The organism is Pseudomonadota bacterium (assembly GCA_034660915.1).
Classification (GTDB): domain Bacteria; phylum Desulfobacterota; class Anaeroferrophillalia; order Anaeroferrophillales; family Anaeroferrophillaceae; genus DQWO01.
Map to the genome: position 1 here is coordinate 1 of JAYEKE010000178.1, position 16,580 is coordinate 16,580.

Annotated in this window: 14 protein-coding genes; all 14 read left to right on the forward strand. The window is 45.3% G+C overall.

All coding sequences use genetic code 11. The features are described 5' to 3' along the window. Positions 1-27 precede the first annotated feature (27 nt). The 14 genes from U9P07_10275 to lepA all read left to right on the forward strand — a co-directional run bounded on the left by U9P07_10275 (position 28) and on the right by lepA (position 16,453). Positions 28-1,386, forward strand: a complete 1,359-nt coding sequence (locus U9P07_10275; GenBank protein MEA2109791.1) for a TrkH family potassium uptake protein — start codon at positions 28-30, stop codon at positions 1,384-1,386. A gap of 23 nt (positions 1,387-1,409) precedes the next feature. Next, positions 1,410-2,072 (forward strand): TrkA family potassium uptake protein, encoded by a 663-nt coding sequence (locus U9P07_10280; GenBank protein ID MEA2109792.1) that lies wholly within the window; start codon positions 1,410-1,412, stop codon positions 2,070-2,072. A 68-nt stretch (positions 2,073-2,140) separates the two neighbouring features. Then, a complete protein-coding gene (locus U9P07_10285; GenBank protein ID MEA2109793.1) occupies positions 2,141-3,229 on the forward strand; it encodes a DegT/DnrJ/EryC1/StrS family aminotransferase in 1,089 nt (362 codons plus the stop codon). A 29-nt stretch (positions 3,230-3,258) separates the two neighbouring features. Continuing rightward, on the forward strand, positions 3,259-4,218 hold the full coding sequence (locus U9P07_10290) for a PhoH family protein (protein MEA2109794.1): 960 nt from the start codon (positions 3,259-3,261) through the stop codon (positions 4,216-4,218). 37 nt (positions 4,219-4,255) lie between these two features. Next, entirely contained in the window at positions 4,256-4,729 is a 474-nt protein-coding gene (gene ybeY, locus U9P07_10295) for an rRNA maturation RNase YbeY (protein ID MEA2109795.1), read from the forward strand. A 14-nt stretch (positions 4,730-4,743) separates the two neighbouring features. Then, positions 4,744-5,940 carry a homocysteine biosynthesis protein gene (locus U9P07_10300; GenBank protein ID MEA2109796.1) on the forward strand — a complete coding sequence of 399 codons (1,197 nt, stop codon included), beginning with the start codon at positions 4,744-4,746 and terminating at the stop codon, positions 5,938-5,940. Positions 5,941-6,088: 148 nt separating this feature from the next. Further along, entirely contained in the window at positions 6,089-9,193 is a 3,105-nt protein-coding gene (locus tag U9P07_10305; protein MEA2109797.1) for a tetratricopeptide repeat protein, read from the forward strand. Positions 9,194-9,249: 56 nt separating this feature from the next. Next, positions 9,250-9,858, forward strand: coding sequence for a MotA/TolQ/ExbB proton channel family protein (locus U9P07_10310; protein ID MEA2109798.1), 609 nt, complete (start codon positions 9,250-9,252; stop codon positions 9,856-9,858). Between the two features lies 1 nt (position 9,859). Continuing rightward, positions 9,860-10,267: a biopolymer transporter ExbD gene (locus tag U9P07_10315; GenBank protein ID MEA2109799.1), complete on the forward strand. Its 408-nt coding sequence runs from the start codon at positions 9,860-9,862 to the stop codon at positions 10,265-10,267. Between the two features lie 5 nt (positions 10,268-10,272). Then, complete coding sequence (locus U9P07_10320; GenBank protein ID MEA2109800.1) at positions 10,273-11,121, forward strand: hypothetical protein; 849 nt, start codon at positions 10,273-10,275, stop codon at positions 11,119-11,121. Positions 11,122-11,130: 9 nt separating this feature from the next. Then, a complete protein-coding gene (locus tag U9P07_10325; GenBank protein MEA2109801.1) occupies positions 11,131-11,415 on the forward strand; it encodes a septum formation initiator family protein in 285 nt (94 codons plus the stop codon). 351 nt (positions 11,416-11,766) lie between these two features. Next, on the forward strand, positions 11,767-13,431 hold the full coding sequence (argS, locus tag U9P07_10330; protein ID MEA2109802.1) for an arginine--tRNA ligase: 1,665 nt from the start codon (positions 11,767-11,769) through the stop codon (positions 13,429-13,431). A gap of 319 nt (positions 13,432-13,750) precedes the next feature. Continuing rightward, positions 13,751-14,464, forward strand: a complete 714-nt coding sequence (locus tag U9P07_10335) for an SPOR domain-containing protein (GenBank protein ID MEA2109803.1) — start codon at positions 13,751-13,753, stop codon at positions 14,462-14,464. A 183-nt stretch (positions 14,465-14,647) separates the two neighbouring features. Further along, the gene (lepA, locus tag U9P07_10340; protein ID MEA2109804.1) at positions 14,648-16,453 is read left to right on the forward strand and encodes a translation elongation factor 4; all 1,806 of its coding nucleotides are present in this window, start codon (positions 14,648-14,650) and stop codon (positions 16,451-16,453) included. Positions 16,454-16,580: the final 127 nt, after the last annotated feature.

The window sequence follows — 16,580 nt, forward strand, 5'->3', positions numbered from 1 at the left end:
CACTAACATGATCAGGGAAGTATTATTGTGCTTAAAAGATTGACGCCGCCACAGCTCGTTGTTGTCAGTTTTGCTGCCATTATTCTGTTTGGCAGCCTTTTACTGGTACAGCCAATGGTGGTTAATGGAACACCATTGAAGTTTATTGACGCGCTGTTTACTTCAGCGTCTGCCGTTTGTGTAACCGGACTGGTGGTGGTTGATACCGGCAGCCGTTTTACCCTCGTAGGTCAGTGGATTATCCTTACTCTGATTCAGCTTGGCGGCTTGGGGATTATGACTTTTTCCGTAGTTTTCATCCTCTTGCTGGGGCGGAAGCTGGCGTTTCGTGAGAAACTGCTGATTTCCGATACTTTTTCTCATTTACCGGTTGATAATATTGCCTCTCTGGTGAAACAGATATTTTTCTTTACCTTTTTCATCGAAAGTGTGGGGGCTTTGCTGCTTTTTTGCCGCTGGCTGCCTGAGTACCCCTGGACACACGCTTTATATTTGGCGATTTTTCATGCCGTTTCCGCATTTTGCAATGCCGGGTTTTCACTTTTCCGTGATAGTTTTATGGATTACAGGAGCGACATCCTGGTTAACATGACCGTTATGATGCTGATTATTGCCGGTGGCCTCGGATTTCTGGTAATTATGGAACTTCGATACTATCTTGTTCACAAAATGAACCGGAGTCGGATGTTTCTCTCTTTGCATACTAAACTTGTGCTCACCGTCACTTTGTTGTTGATTTTTGGTGGCATGGGAATGATTTATTTTACAGAGCAGTATCACACCCTGAGGCAGGTCTCAGTGGGTGAAGGCCTGCTGGCAGCCGCTTTTCAGTCGGTAACGGCCCGAACGGCCGGCTTTAACACCCTGGATATCGGTTCTTTTGGTAATTCCTCCCTCCTGATTGTTATCTGCCTGATGTTTATTGGCGCTTCTCCCGGGTCTTGTGGTGGTGGAGTTAAAACTACTGCCCTGGGGGTGTTCGCCATGATGATGTGGTCGCGGATGTCAGGTAGAGAACATGTGAGTCTTTATGGACGGACACTTCCACGCAACACCATTTTTAATGCCTTCAGCATTATTACCGCGGTCGGCCTGATCATGGTTCTATTCCTACTGATTTTATCCATATCGGAAGCCTCCGCGCCTCTTCCCCTGGCGGTTGAACGTGGCCGGTTTCTTAATCTTCTTTTTGAGGAAGTGTCAGCATTTGCCACCGTTGGGCTGTCAACAGGTATTACGTCCAGTTTATCAGGCTTTGGTAAATTCATGATCGTCATGCTGATGTTTATTGGTCGGGTTGGACCCTTGACAGCGGTATTGCTTTTTACCCGCCGACAATCAAAAAGTGATTTTCAATATGCTGAAGAACAGGTGATGATTGGTTAGTTGAAAATGATAGAGGATTTGCTATGAGACTTTATGTGGTCATCGGGATCGGTAATTTTGGTTACTACACGGCTCAGCATCTTTTTGAACTGGGTAGTGAAGTAATGGTTATAGACAGTAATAAAGAGCGGATCCAGAGTATTAAAGACCAGGCATCCAGGGCAGTAGTTGCCGATGCCACCGATCGTGAGGTTTTGGAACGCCTTGGGGTTCCTGATGTTGATGTAGCAGTGGTCAGCGTTGGTGACCGGTTGGATACCAGTATTTTGATTACCCTGTATCTGAAGGAAATGGGAGTTAAAGAGGTGGTGGTCAAGGCGGTAACCGAAGATCATGGAAAGATCCTCAAAAAGATCGGCGCCAGCACTGTGATCTTTCCCGAGCGCGATTCCGGTGTTCGACTGGCAAACAGCCTCAGCTCATCCAATGTTATTGAGCATCTTCCCTTGAGCGAAGGCTACAGTATTCTGGAAATGGCAGCTTCAAAAAAACTGGTGGGGAAAACCTTAAAGGAACTACGTTTAAGGAATCGTTTTGGGATTCAGGTCATCGCTATTAAAGAACTGGTTCCGGAGCGGATGCATATGCCTCCGGATCCCGACTTTGTGATTAAAGACAGTGATCTCCTGATTGTCGTCGGCCAGGATGAAAGTCTGGAATCACTGAAAAAACTTTCGCTGTCGTAGAATCAATCGAGTCTGATCCCAATGATTCCATTGGTTTTCTTAAAATATTAACTATTTTTGGAGGAAGCATGCAGTTTGTTGATTTGCCGGCCCAATATAAAGAATACCAGCAGGAGATAGACAAGGCCATGTCAGCAGTATTGACGGCTTCTCGTTTTATTAACGGCCTGGAAGTAAAACAACTGGAAGAAGAACTGGCCGGTTTTGTGGATATTCCCCATGCAATTGCTTGTGCATCCGGTACTGATGCCCTGATGCTGGCCTTGATGGCGCTGGGAATTGGTGCCGGCGATGAGGTGATAACAACACCATTCACTTTCATTGCCACGGCGGAGACTATTGCCCTGGTGGGGGCAAAGCTGGTTTTTGTGGATATTGAACCGGACACCTATAATCTCGACCCACAGTTGATTGAAAGGGCTGTCAGCGCCAAGACAAAGGCCATTGTCACTGTTGACATCTTTGGTTTGCCGGCAAACTATGAAGCCATACAGGCTATTGCTGACTGTCATGATATTTTCCTGATAGAAGATGCGGCCCAGTCACTGGGAGCTGAGCTTGATGGGCGAAAGTGCGGTTCTTTCGGAACCCTGGCCACTACTTCGTTTTTTCCGGCTAAACCCCTGGGGTGTTATGGTGACGGGGGAATGATTTTTACCGCTGATGAAAAGCTGGCTGAGCGTTTACGGATCCGGCGAAACCATGGTCAGCAGCGACGGTATCATCATAGTCTGCTGGGGATGAACAGTCGTCTTGATACTTTGCAGGCTGCTGTTCTGCTGGCAAAGCTGCCCCATTTTGCGGCTGAAATAGATCGGCGGCGGCAGATTGCCGCCAGCTATTCTGAGAGTTTTGCTCCATTTTTTCAGGTGCCGGTGGAAAAGCCTGGATATTTTTCGGTCTACGCCCAGTATTCATTACGTTCTGACCGGCGCTCGCAGGTCATTGAAACGCTGAATGATGCCGGGATCCCGACGGCAATCCATTATCCGGTCCCCTTGCATCTGCAGGAAGTTTTCTCCGAACTTGGATATCAGCCGGGAAATTTGCCGGTTGCCGAGCAGGTATGCGAAGAAATCTTTTCGATCCCGGTCCATCCATTTCTCTCGGATGAAGATAAGGAGAAGATAATATCTGCCGCGATTGATGGCTTGTAAAAGCGCTATCTTTTACGAAAGCGTAAAAAATGCAGAAAATAAATTTTGCTGATACCAATGCCATCCGAATAATCTTCGGTGAACAAGGTGAAAACCTCAGGGTGCTGGAAGAAAAAGCCGGGGTGAAGATCAGCAGCCGGGGAAGTGAAGTTATGGTTCAGGGAGATGACTACCAGATTAAACTGGTGGTGGATCTTTTGCAGGAACTTTATGCCCTGGTCCTGGATGGATATCCCCTTTATCCCACTGATATTGATTTTGCCTACCGGATTAAGGCAGGTGATTCCAGGGCTGATCTGAAAAGTATTTTTCTGGATAAAGTCTGTATTCGGCATAAGGGCAGTAAACGGCGACCTATAACCCCAAAAAGCATTGGCCAGAAAAGATATATTGACGCTATCAGAAACTGTGATATTGTTTTCGGGATTGGACCTGCAGGTACGGGTAAAACCTATCTGGCCATGGCTATGGCTATAGCTGCTCTGACCAGTAAAGAAGTTGACCGGATTATACTTGTTCGGCCGGCTGTTGAAGCTGGAGAACGTCTGGGTTTCCTTCCCGGTGATCTGATGGAGAAAGTTAATCCCTATTTAAGGCCTTTATATGACGCCCTGCATGATATTCTTAGTTTTGACAAAGTGAGCGGATTGCTCGATAAAGGGGTAATTGAAGTGGCTCCCCTGGCTTTCATGCGGGGAAGAACTCTTAATGATTCTTTTGTTATTCTTGATGAAGCCCAGAACAGCTCGGCTGAACAGATGAAAATGTTCCTGACTCGTTTGGGGTTTGGCTCAAAGGCGGTGGTGACCGGTGATATTACCCAGATAGATCTTCCCAATAATCAGGAATCCGGTCTGGTTAAAGTACAGAGCATCCTTAAAGATGTGGAAGGAATCAGCTTTTGTTATTTATCTCAGGTTGATGTGGTTCGACATCCCCTGGTGCAGAAAATTATAGTTGCCTATGAGAAGGCCGAAGCAAAAAGCTGAAAAGTTGATGTTTTGCTGGTTATGCTGGATATTTGCAATGACAAAATTAAGGAATAATAACTTTTTTTTCTTTACGGTAAATGGTATGGGTGTTTCCATTGTTGATGAACAGGATCGGTACTCATTTGACCGTCAGCATCTGGCTGCTGCCGTAAACCGGGTCCTGGAACTGCTTGAAGTAGCTGACCTGCTTGTGGAAATAACCATTGTTGATGATTACAGGATCAGTCAGCTCAATGCCATGCATTTCGGCAGGGAGCAGCCGACCAATGTCATTTCATTTCCCCAGGATACGGATTATGGTCTTTTGGGTGATGTGGTGATTTCTTCTGAAACTGCTGTTCGGGAAACGGCTGCTTTAGGCTATAGTGTTGAGGAGGGCTTGCTTTATTATGCTATACATGCGATTTTACATTTATTGAAATATGAGCATGTCGGGGTAGCAAAGGAAGTTGCTGATGAAATGTATCGGAAACAGGATGAGTTGTTTGAACAGGTTCTTAAGCTTTAGATGATAGGGGTTGAATGGTGGCCAGAGTAGAGAAAAGTATTCAGGAAATAAATGCCCGGATTAAAAGAGGTGAAGCGGTGGTGGTCACGGCTGAGGAGATGATCGGCATTACTGCCGAACATGGAGTTCAGGAAGCCGCCCGGCAGATTGACATCGTGACTACCGGAACGTTCAGTCCCATGTGTTCCTCGGGAGCCTTTTTTAGTTTGGGGCATACAAAGCCAAAAATCAGAGCCAGCAATGTCTGGATCAACAATGTTCCAGCCTATGGGGGCCTCGCGGCTGTTGACGTCTACCTGGGGGCAACGGAAGCCTGTGTGGAAGATCCGCTTAACAAGATTTATCCCGGCGAATTCCGCTATGGTGGCGGTCATGTTATCCAAGATCTGCTGGCCGGAAAGAATGTTCATGTGTACATGGAAGGTTATGGTACCACCTGTTATCCTAATAAAGTGGTGGAAAAGGAACTGTCTTTGGAGGAAATGCCCAGTGCCATCCTTTGTAATCCACGAAACGCTTATCAGAACTATAATTGTGCTATCAACCTTTCTGAAAAAATCATTTATACTTATATGGGTGTTCTTCGCCCTCAGGGTGGAAACGTAACCTATTGCAGTGCCGGCCAACTGAGTCCTTTATTGAATGATCCCTATTATCAGACCATTGGTCTGGGAACCAAGATATTTCTCGGGGGTGGTATTGGTTATGTGACCTGGTATGGAACCCAGCACAATCCTACGGTTCCCAGGGGAGCAAATGGTGTGGTCAAAGGCGGGGCCGGGACCTTGTTCGTCATGGGTGATTTGAAACAGATGTCCCCTGAATGGCTGGTGGGGGTCAGTATGCTGGGTTATGGCTGCAGCCTGGCTGTTGGTATCGGGATTCCGATCCCCATCATCAATGAAGACATGGCCCGTTTTACCTCAGTCAGTGATGATGATATTTATGCTCAGGTGGTAGATTACAGCTACGAATATCCCATGGCAACCGGGAAAATTTTGCAGGAAGTTTCCTATGGTGATTTGAAACGGGGTAGTGTGATCATCGACGGTCAGGAAACACCGGCAAACCCTTTGTCCAGTTACTCCAAAGCCAGAGAAATTGCTGAAACACTTAAAGAATGGATTCAAAAGGGTGATTTCACCCTGGGTGAATCCCAGATGAAATTCCCCGGCTATGAACTGTTAGATGGTAATAAATTGAGCGATTAGCTTTTAGCAATTAGCCATCAGCTTAATGATTTCAGGGATTTTACCATTACATTCTATCACCTGTTGGATGCTATCTCTTATTAACGCAAAACCTTGATTTTACTCAGCTAATAGCTAACCGCTAATAGCTTAACTTAAATGGTGATAAATGAACATGATTGCACGCTTTAAGCCGATAGCAGCTTTCAGACTATCATTCTTAATCTGCAGTCTTGCTGTCCTGAGCCTGACTTTCACCTCCGGGTTGAAATCCGACCAGGCAGGTGAGGGCCTGAATTTGCCTGAAGTAGTGGTGGTCGGGCAGGACAGTGTCAAGCTGAAGGGTTTTCGTGATTTCACCCTGATGCCATTGATTGCACCGGGAACCAAACTGGAACCAGTAAACGATGTTCTGATCCTTGAAGAGAATAAAACCACCTCGACACCAAAATGGACAACGCCTGAAATCCAATCACCAGGATGTGCCTATCGGAATGCCGTGACTGCTTATATGGCTCGGGGGTTTACCGGGGCAGCAGGTTATTACCGCAGCGGAAAGCAGCAATACCTGGATGGGGCATATCACGAAGCCAAGTATTATTTTTCCACTGGTTTGGAAAAGTATCCTGACAGCCCCTTTGTATCCTCGTCTTCTTATTGGTTGGGAGAAATAGCTTTTCATGATCAACAAATGAGGGAAGCCCATGCGTATTTTACCCGGGTTAGCGCCGACCAAGATTGCCAATACTTAGGGTATGCCTATTATTCTCTGGGCTGGCTGGAGTACCAGACAGGAAAATACGAACTGGCAGCGGATAGTTTTACCGCCATTGATACCTTGGATGATTTTAAGGGTTTGCAACCGACGGCATTATTCTGGCAGGGTGAATCATTACTGCAGGCAAAGCAGTTTGAGCAGAGTGAGGCTGTATTGCAAGGTCTGCTGAAAAAATATCCTGCTTCCTCCTATATCTCCCAAACCAGATACCTGTTGGCTTCCATGACCATCAATCGCCAGGATTATCAAGCGGCTTTGGACTATCTGAACGCACTTTTGGCCGCCCATGCCGACCTTCAGACCAGTGATATTCTGGTACGTCAATCCCTGCTGGCCGCCGGCTGGTGTCATTATTACCTGCACCAATATCAGCAGGCAATAAACCGGTTCGCACCGCTGCTGCTTACGGATGCTCCGGAAGATACCCGGTCCCTGGCCTTTTTGGGCAATGGTTTGTCTTTGATTCGGGATGATCTGGTTCAGGACGTCCTGGATTTTGTTGGCAGACAGCCGGCTGCTGTCAGGCAGAGTCGGGGGGCAGCGGTTATTCTCAGGGAAATAATTGCCTGGGACGATGCCCATGAGAAAAGTTCTGATGCTATCATGGCTTCCCATCTGCTGCTGGGAGAAACCCCGGAAAAATTTCTCATCGGCGATGATTTTCGTCAGCTCGCATGGCGTTATGAAAAGAAGAGTTCCTTTGAATCAGCCCTTGAAGTGATTGAACGTGGGGTAAGTATTGTTCTTGAAAATGGCGAATCAGTGACCGCATTGCTGATCGAAAAAGCGCGTATTCTACAACTCCTCAACCGCCTTAACGAAGCTGAAAAGATTCTTAATGATATATTAATTCAACCGGAACTGATATCCGGGGAACAGGAGAATCAGTGTCGTTTGTTATTGGCCAGAGGATATAATATCACGGGTTCCTATGGGTCTGCTTTAACAATCCTTGATGCTGTTCCAGTGAATTCTCAACAGCCTGAATCTGTACTGGCCTCCTACGAGAGAGGCTGGGCTCGGATGGGCCTGGAAGCCTATGAAAAGGCCTTGTCGGAATTTAATTTCTTTCTGCTGCACCGAAAGTTTGTGGCTGAGCTGGTAGATCCCAAAAACATTCAGAATGCCATGCTCAATAAAGGTGAATGTCTTTTTAATCTCCATCGTGATGAAGTGGCGGCAATTACTTTCACCGAATTTATCCATTATTTTCCTGCCAGTTCATTTCTTGACCGAGCCCGATATTATCTTGCCTGGATTGATCTGCGACAGGGAACACATCAGCTGGCTTTGGACAACTTGTCAGCTATACTGAGGGATTATCCTGACACTGAGCTTCAGGATGCAATTTATTATCAACGTGGCCAGGCTTATTTCTCCATGGGTTATTTTATTGAGGCCGTCGGTGAATATGAGTACCTCATTGATCATTACCCCGAGTCACCTTATGTCGGCAGATCATTGCTGAAAATTGGTGAAAGCTATTTTAACGCTCAAGATTATTTACGGGCCAAGCTGGTTTATTTGCGGGCCGCCCAGACATTTCCGGATACATCAATAGAAGAACGATCCCGTTATGGTCTGCTCATGCTGGCTTATAAGCAGAGGCATGATGTTTATCTGGAAACAGAGGCGGCGATATTCATTGAAAAATTTCCTCGGTCTGCTTATCTGTCTCCTCTGGTTATGATGGTTGCTGATATTTATCGGCAGCATCAGCAATGGGATGAGCTGCAGTCCATGTTGTCAATGGTTATATCCGGGCAATATCCTGATGAGGTGAAAATGGATGCTATCTATCAGATGATTTCGCTTGCCAGGGAGAAAAAAGAAGAGCAACAGTTGATTTACTGGTGTCGAAAAATGGAAAAACAGTTCCCCGGGGGGAAATATCAATGTGATTGCAACCTGATATTCGCTCAACAGGCATTTAAACGGGATGACTACGGTAAAACCCTGGATTTGCTGGATGACAGCCTGACCGTTTGCAGTGATAAACATCTGCAACGGCAGTCATTGCTGCTTAATGCCAGAGCTAATGAAAAGATTAATCAGCTGGGAATGGCGGAAAGTCTTTATAAAACAATTATATCCCAAGAATATCAGGATTCTATAACATTTATGGCTCTTGATGACCTGGGGGGGCTCAAAGAGAGGTTGCGTCAATATGAACAGGCAGACTTTTTTTACCAACAGGCTGCCAGGAATCCCAAGCTTGAGTTGGCGGCTGCCGCCCAATACAAACGAGCGGCGGTGTTGCAAAAAGCCGGCAAAAAGTCGGATGCAATCAAACAATATCTTAGCCTGCCTTATTTGTTTCCCAAGCAGAAACACTGGATTATTAAAGCGCTGGGCATGGCGGCTGAGCTGTATGAGCAGGAGCATAAAATTGCAGCCGCTGAAAAAACCTATCGAAAATTACTGCAGTATCATCTTTCCGCTCAACAGCTGGAGCAGATAAAAAAAAGGCTTGCAGGCTTGGAAAAAGAAGGTTAGAATTTCATGTTTCAGTGCCTGGAAAATAAAAAGAATAATACTTAGGAGGTTGGTCAATGTATCAGTTTGTGGTTAAAGGCGGGGTGCTGATGTATCCCATCCTGTTTTGTTCCGTTCTTTCAGTGGCAATTCTCTTGGAACGTGTATGGTCTTTGCGCCGCAGCAAGGTCATTCCTGCTTCCTTTATTATTGAGATAAGTGATCTGATCAGATTGCGTAAACTTGATGAATCCAAGACATTGTGTAAATTGAATGACACCCCCATTGCCCGTATTTTGATGGTTGGACTGAAAAATTATGGTCAAAGGCGTGAACTTATCAAGGACTCCATTGAAGAAATAGGAAGAATGGAAGCTGCCTCCCTGGAAAGATTTCTGACTACCCTGGGAACCATTGCCGGAATTGCTCCACTTCTGGGATTGCTGGGGACGGTCATGGGGATGATCAAGGCCTTTACGGTTATTTCCCATGCGGGAGTTGGCAATCCACAAATGCTTGCCGGAGGTATTTCAGAAGCACTGATTACCACCGCTGCCGGGCTGAGTGTGGCTATTCCTTCATTTGTTTTTTATAAATACCTGCGTTCACGGGTTGATAAAATGATTTTGAGGATGGAATCCATATGTATTGACATCCTGGATCTTTTTAAGGAACAAGAGGACTGATATGCGTTTTCAAACTCGCAATCGAGATGACGTACAACTGGATGTTACTCCCCTTGTGGATGTGGTGTTTCTTCTGCTGATTTTCTTTATGCTTTCGACCACTTTGTCCATTAATCCCGGGATAAAAGTAGATTTGCCCAAAGCTTCAGCCAAACAGGTCAAAAGAAAAAAAACCACGGTAAGAGTTGCTATAGAGTCTTCCGGCCGCATTTATGCCGACGGGAAGAAGATAAGTCTGCAAAAACTGGATGGTATTTTTTCAGGATTGGCGAAAAAGGATCCTGATACGTTGGTTATTATCGAAGCTGATAAAAAAGTCTATCATGGGATAGTTGTCAAAGTAATGGATGCGGCAAAATCATCCGGGCTGAATAAGCTAGCCATCGCTACGGAGCCCAAGAGGAAATAGCATTAATGTCCGTTTCTTCCCGTATGTTGAGTTTTTTTGTTCTTTCCATCTTTATCCATATATTGCTTATTGCAACCTTGCCTGATATCTCTCGTTTTTTTAATATTCCTTTACTGAAGATGCAGTTGTTGCCTGAAACAGAGATAGAAGTTGAGCTGATACGCCCGGTACGCAAACCTTTGCCGTTGCCGGCAGCAAAAAGTACTGCAGACAAAGAATCAGGAGATGAAAAAAAGATTTCAACCTTGATTGAAAACCGGATTGCTGACATTATTGCTCTTGGGGATATGCCGGTTCCAGCGCCTGAAAATATTGATCTACCTGCCAGCGTATCCATCTCTCCGGATACGGTCAGGGTGGTTGAAATGACTCCACTGCCAAGCGATGAAGAGCCGGAACTGATTGCTGATATCGTCACATTGCAACCGGGAATTATGACCGGGAGCAAGTCACTTGGTTCCCCGCCGGCAGATTATGTCGGAGAAAAACAGGTTGACAGTGAACGGCAGTTAATCAGCAGTATTAAACAGACATTTAAGAAACAGCAAAACCTGGCTGAGATAAAAAATCGTTTAATGGGTCTTGAAGGGCCAATTGCTGAATCAAGAACCATTGTTTTCCAGCCGCAAATTCCTCAGGTTTCACTGAATCAGGCAACCGATGTCAAATTGAAGTTCTGGGTTCGCCCTGATGGAACGGTAGGAAGGGTAGAGCCGGTTATTATTGGCGATTTGTTGCTGGTTAAGACAGCGGAAATATATATGAAAGCCTGGAGATTTAATACTCTTTCTTCCGATGTTCCGCAAACTGAACAGTGGGGGACAATTACGATTAAGTTTACTTTACAAAAATGATGAGACATCATGGGGTCTAAAAAAATACTCATTCCAGTCATCTTGGTCATGTTTTTTGGCCTTTTTATCGGTTTTACCATTTTTGGCGATAATGGTGTTTTGCATTTGCTGGGGATGAACCAGGAGATTAAGCGGATAGAAAATAATATCAGGAGACTCAATGCCGAGAATGAAAAGCTTAAACATATTGCTTTATTGTTGCAACACAATGATCGCTATCAGGAGCTGATGTCCCGACAGGAATTGGGAATGGTACGGAAGAACGAAAAAGTTTTTATCTTCAAACAGGAATAGTTTTTTTCAATTCAATTTCATAAAATCATGCCGGACTGCAATGAGTTTTTTAGCGTCTTCTATATTCATGCAAAAAACCTTGACATATTGTTTCCGGGTAAGTTACAAAATCTCAACAAGAGGTCTATCCCCCAGTGGAAATATGGGGGGTTTTTTTATGGATAGATAGTGGATAGGATCAATTGTGAGTATTGATACCAAAAAAATGTGCGCTGTGTGCGCTTGGCGAGAGAATTGTAAGAAGAAATTTAAGGTTTCTGCCGGGGAAGCCCATTGCCCTGATTTTATCCGGGACGTGCAATTGAAGGTTGATGATGAAACGAAACCTACCAGTAACGGTGAATTGAAATTATGAGAGAACGTTTGACCGTATATGTTGCCAAAGCTGTTGAACAGGTATTTGATGGGCGTGGATTGGCAAGGGAACTAATGCCATCGGTTGTTCTGGAACAGCCAAAAGAAAAGAAGTTTGGTGACTTTGCCACAAATATAGCCATGCAGCTGGCTGGTATTCTAAAAAGTAATCCTCGTGAAATAGCCGGTGAGATTAAGAACAATCTTTTAGATATGCCGGATATTGATCAGGTAAGCATAGCCGGACCGGGATTTATCAATTTGAAGTTATCGCAGGAATGCTGGCAGGGACGCCTGAGTGCCATGTGTCGTCTTGGTAAAAGGTTTGGTAATCTTGATTATGGATCCGGAAAGCGGGTAATGGTCGAATTTGTCAGTGCAAACCCTACCGGACCACTTCATATCGGCCATGGACGAGGGGCGGCAGTAGGTGATTCCCTGGCCCGGATATTACGTAAAGCCGGCTATACGACTATTACCGAGTACTATGTAAATGATGCCGGCAATCAGATGGATACCCTTGGCCGGTCTCTGTTATGGCGATATCGTGAGCTGTTGGGTGAGTCATTGGGGGACTATCCTGAATCTTTTTACCAGGGGGAATACCTGATTGAACTGGCGAGACAACTTATAACCGAACAAGGTGATGCACTTTTGACTTCCGACCCCGAAGATGCTGTTGGAAAATTTACCGAATATGCAAGTCAGGCTATTCTGGCTGGTATTCGTGATGACCTGACCAGGTTTGGGATTCATTTTGATAACTGGACCAGTGAAAAGTATTTTTTTCAGGATGGTAAGGTCGATGAGGTTATTAATGAGTTGCAGAATAGAGGGATGGTCTACGAACAGGGACAGGCGCTATGGTTTGCCTCCAGCCGGATGGGCGATGAAAAGGACAGGGTTGTGGTTCGAAGTAATGGGGTGAAAACTTATTTTGCCTCAGACATTGCCTATCATAAGGATAAACATGATCGTGGTTTTGATCTGATGATTGATGTCTGGGGGGCGGATCATCATGGGTATGTCCCCAGAATAAAGGCAGCATTAAAATCCCTGGGCATTGATGATCCAAGCTTTTCCGTGGTGCTGGTGCAATTGGTAAGTTTGCTTCGCGATGGGCAGCCGGTTGCCATGTCAACCCGTGCAGGAGAATTTGTCACCTTGAGGGAAGTTGTTGCTGAAGTGGGCAAGGATGCCGCCCGTTTCTTTTTTCTGATGCGACGTCCTGACAGCCACCTGGATTTTGACCTGGAACTGGCTAAATCCCAGAGTAATGAAAATCCGGTGTATTATGCTCAGTATGCCCATGCGCGTATCTGCAGTATTTTACGAAAATCCAGTGAATCCGGGATCCAGATTCCCCAGATAGACCAGGTTGATTTATCATCGCTGAGATCCAGCGAAGAGATAGAAATAATCAAAAAAATGGATTTATTTCCTGATGTTATTGAGGCCGCGGCCCGTTATCTTGAGCCTCATAGGATCAGTTACTTTGTCACTGATCTGGCGGCCATGTTTCACTCGTATTATAATAAAAACCGGGTTATTTCGGATGATCCTGGTCTGACCGCGGCACGATTGATTTTAATGGTTGCCTTGCGGCAGGTATTTCAATTGGGATTTGAACTGCTCGGTATTGAGGCTCCCACGTCCATGTAGCAATAAAGAATCATGGCCAGCTGGGACACCATTAAATGAGGTCTCACATGAGCCCCTTTGCTTTGCCGGGCTTTGATGAAGAATATCGGCAGGGCTGATTTTGCTTCGCCCTGCTTCGCGAGGGGACACTCTTGACTTGCCGCCGCCGGCCGGATTTCATGACCGATTTTTCATGAGTACCTGTACTGTCCGCTGTCATTAAGCGGCAACTCAAGAATGTCCCCAATCCCGGTAACCCTGCATCTGGTTTTTCGGAGTGATGGTTTTTTTTGGGGAACATCATTCATTGTTCAAAGATTGACATATGGAACAATACTAGATGAATACATTACGTAATTTTGTGGTAATATTTTTTCTCGGTATAGTAGTTTTTATTGCCGGAGTGATGGTTGGAAAAAGTATGACCGATAATGCTCCTGGGCCGGTGGTCTCTTCATCTGACACGGTTGTAACAATCCCCGGGCCGAAGGTGATGGCTGGTCCTCAAGTTAATGACCGTGGCCACAATGAAAAAAATAGGGCTGATAAGCCGGCAATTGATGATTTAATGCCCCTGCCGGTTGTTTCTCCGGAAAAGAATGCTGCTGTGATAAAAGGACAGCGTGAATTATCAGGGAAGGAAGCACCGGAATCAAAACAGGAAATCAAGTATACTTTTTATGAATCATTAACCAATAAAAAAACCAAAAATGTCCTTGAAAATAATGGCTCTGCAACGGAGAAAGTGGCAAAGCCGGTAAAAAAAGCAAGGCAGTTAAATGAGACTAAAAATGTGGTTAAAGCTAAGCAGGCGAACACAAAGGGGCTGACTTTGCAGGTTGCTTCATATCCTCAGGAAGGTAAGGCCCGTTTGTTTCGGAATACATTAGTGCAGGAAGGTTATGGCAAGGCCGTGGTGGTTGCCGCAAAAATTCCCGGGAAAGGTACCTGGTACCGGGTGCGGATCGTTGATATTAAAGGTAAACAAACTGCAAAATTACTGCAGGAAAGACTGCGGAAGCAAAAATCAATCCGGAGTTTTATTGTTAAATGAACGGTGTACGGTACAAGGAACCTCAAACCGTAGACCTTACACTTTATACCGTCTAAATGTGCTTCATGACTCAGGTTTTGTATGCCTCGAATATGAAGCTGTTACAGTACCATCGCTTTTCAAAGTATTTTATCAGTTATTACGAGTTCATTAACAGATTGCAAAGGTTAAAAAAATATTTTGATTGAATTTCCTCAGGATCATATAAGAAACTTTTCCATTATTGCGCATATCGATCATGGCAAGTCTACCCTGGCAGATCGCCTGCTGGAGATGACTGGAGCCTTAACTTCACGGCAAATGAAAGATCAGGTTCTGGATAATATGGATCTGGAACGGGAGCGTGGGATAACGATCAAGGCGCAAACTGTTCGTCTTATATATCGGGCTCAGGATGGCAGTGATTATATGCTGAACCTGATTGATACCCCCGGGCATGTTGATTTTTCTTATGAAGTATCCCGAAGCCTGGCGGCAACCGAAGGGGCCATTCTGGTGGTTGACGCGGTTCAGGGCGTTGAAGCCCAGACTCTGGCCAATGTCTACCTGGCCATTGATGTCAACCTGGAGATTATTCCGGTATTAAACAAAGTTGATCTGCCGGTAGCGGAACCGGATCGGGTGATTCACCAGATTGAGGAGGTGGTAGGTCTGCCGGCTGATGATGCCGTCTTGGTTAGCGCTAAAACCGGATTTGGTATTGATGAATTGCTGGAGATGATTATCAGCCGTATTCATCCCCCGAAAGGATCGCGATCAGCACCGCTGAAAGCCATGATTTTTGATTCCTGGTTTGATCCATACCAGGGAGTCATAGCTATGATCAGGGTATATGAAGGGACAATTAAGCCGGGAATGAAAATTCAGATGATTTCATCTGGAAAAGAATTCGAAATACTGAAAGTCGGAGTCCATACACCGGTTGATTTATTGGTTGAAAGCATGTCAGCCGGCGAAGTGGGGTTTCTGATTGCTGGGATCAAAGATGTTACTGACTGCAAGATCGGTGATACCATTACCATTGCCACGAATCCTGACCCCCAACCCCTGCCGGGTTTTAAGGAAATCAAGCCGATGGTTTTCAGCGGCTTATATCCCGCGGATTCGGTCCAGTACGAAGGACTCAGGGAGGCGCTGGCCAAATTGCGCCTGAATGATGCCTCCTTTTTTTATCAGCCAGAAACGTCCGTAGCCCTCGGATTCGGTTTCCGCTGTGGTTTTCTTGGACTGCTGCATATGGAAATTATTCAGGAGCGTTTGGAACGGGAGTATGATCTCGATCTTATATCAACGGCGCCAACCGTTATATACCGGATCAACTGCACGGACGGAAGCGTAGTGGAGATTGATAATCCGAGTAAAATGCCGGCTTCCCAGGAAATTAATTCCATTGAGGAACCTATAGCTCGAGTGTCCATTCATGTGCCGAGCGAATATATTGGCAATATTGTGAAATTATGCGAAGATAAGCGCGGCAGCCAGCAGGAAATTAAATATCTTGACGAAACCAGGGCTATGATTATCTATGATCTGCCGTTCAATGAAATTGTTCTTGACTTCTATGATAAGTTGAAGTCATTGTCCCGCGGTTACGCTTCACTGGATTATGAAACCGCCGGTTATCGACCGTCCAAGCTGGTGAAACTAGACATTTTGATTAATGAGGAACTGGTTGATGCGTTGTCAATGATTCTTCATGAATCCTGCAGCTATGATCGTGGACATGATATGGCGGTCAAAATGAAAAAATTGATTCCTCGGCAAATGTTCGAGGTTGCCATTCAGGCTGCCATTGGCACCAAGGTCATTGCCAGAACTACGGTTAAAGCATTGCGGAAAAATGTCACCGCCAAATGTTATGGTGGTGATATAACCAGAAAGCGGAAATTGCTGGAGAAACAGAAGGCCGGGAAAAAACGGATGAAGATGGTGGGCAAGGTTGAGCTGCCACAAGATGCTTTTCTGGCTATTTTAAATATTGATTCATGATTGTCTGGTTGTGCCTGACTTTATCCAAAATTGAGCGATTAGCTTTTAGCCGTTAGCTATTAGTTTAATGATTAAAAGGGATTTCACTATATACAGTTACCTGTTGGGTACTGTGTATTGTCAACGT

Excerpts from the sequence above, each read along its gene's own strand:
- U9P07_10280 (MEA2109792.1), top strand. The coding sequence starts at position 1,410 with ATGAGACTTTATGTGGTCATCGGGATCGGTAATTTTGGTTACTACACG.
- U9P07_10285 (MEA2109793.1), top strand. The coding sequence starts at position 2,141 with ATGCAGTTTGTTGATTTGCCGGCCCAATATAAAGAATACCAGCAGGAG.
- U9P07_10290 (MEA2109794.1), top strand. The coding sequence starts at position 3,259 with ATGCAGAAAATAAATTTTGCTGATACCAATGCCATCCGAATAATCTTC.
- ybeY (MEA2109795.1), top strand. The coding sequence starts at position 4,256 with ATGACAAAATTAAGGAATAATAACTTTTTTTTCTTTACGGTAAATGGT.
- U9P07_10300 (MEA2109796.1), top strand. The coding sequence starts at position 4,744 with ATGGTGGCCAGAGTAGAGAAAAGTATTCAGGAAATAAATGCCCGGATT.
- U9P07_10305 (MEA2109797.1), top strand. The coding sequence starts at position 6,089 with ATGAACATGATTGCACGCTTTAAGCCGATAGCAGCTTTCAGACTATCA.
- U9P07_10310 (MEA2109798.1), top strand. The coding sequence starts at position 9,250 with ATGTATCAGTTTGTGGTTAAAGGCGGGGTGCTGATGTATCCCATCCTG.
- U9P07_10315 (MEA2109799.1), top strand. The coding sequence starts at position 9,860 with ATGCGTTTTCAAACTCGCAATCGAGATGACGTACAACTGGATGTTACT.
- U9P07_10320 (MEA2109800.1), top strand. The coding sequence starts at position 10,273 with ATGTCCGTTTCTTCCCGTATGTTGAGTTTTTTTGTTCTTTCCATCTTT.
- U9P07_10325 (MEA2109801.1), top strand. The coding sequence starts at position 11,131 with ATGGGGTCTAAAAAAATACTCATTCCAGTCATCTTGGTCATGTTTTTT.
- argS (MEA2109802.1), top strand. The coding sequence starts at position 11,767 with ATGAGAGAACGTTTGACCGTATATGTTGCCAAAGCTGTTGAACAGGTA.
- U9P07_10335 (MEA2109803.1), top strand. The coding sequence starts at position 13,751 with ATGAATACATTACGTAATTTTGTGGTAATATTTTTTCTCGGTATAGTA.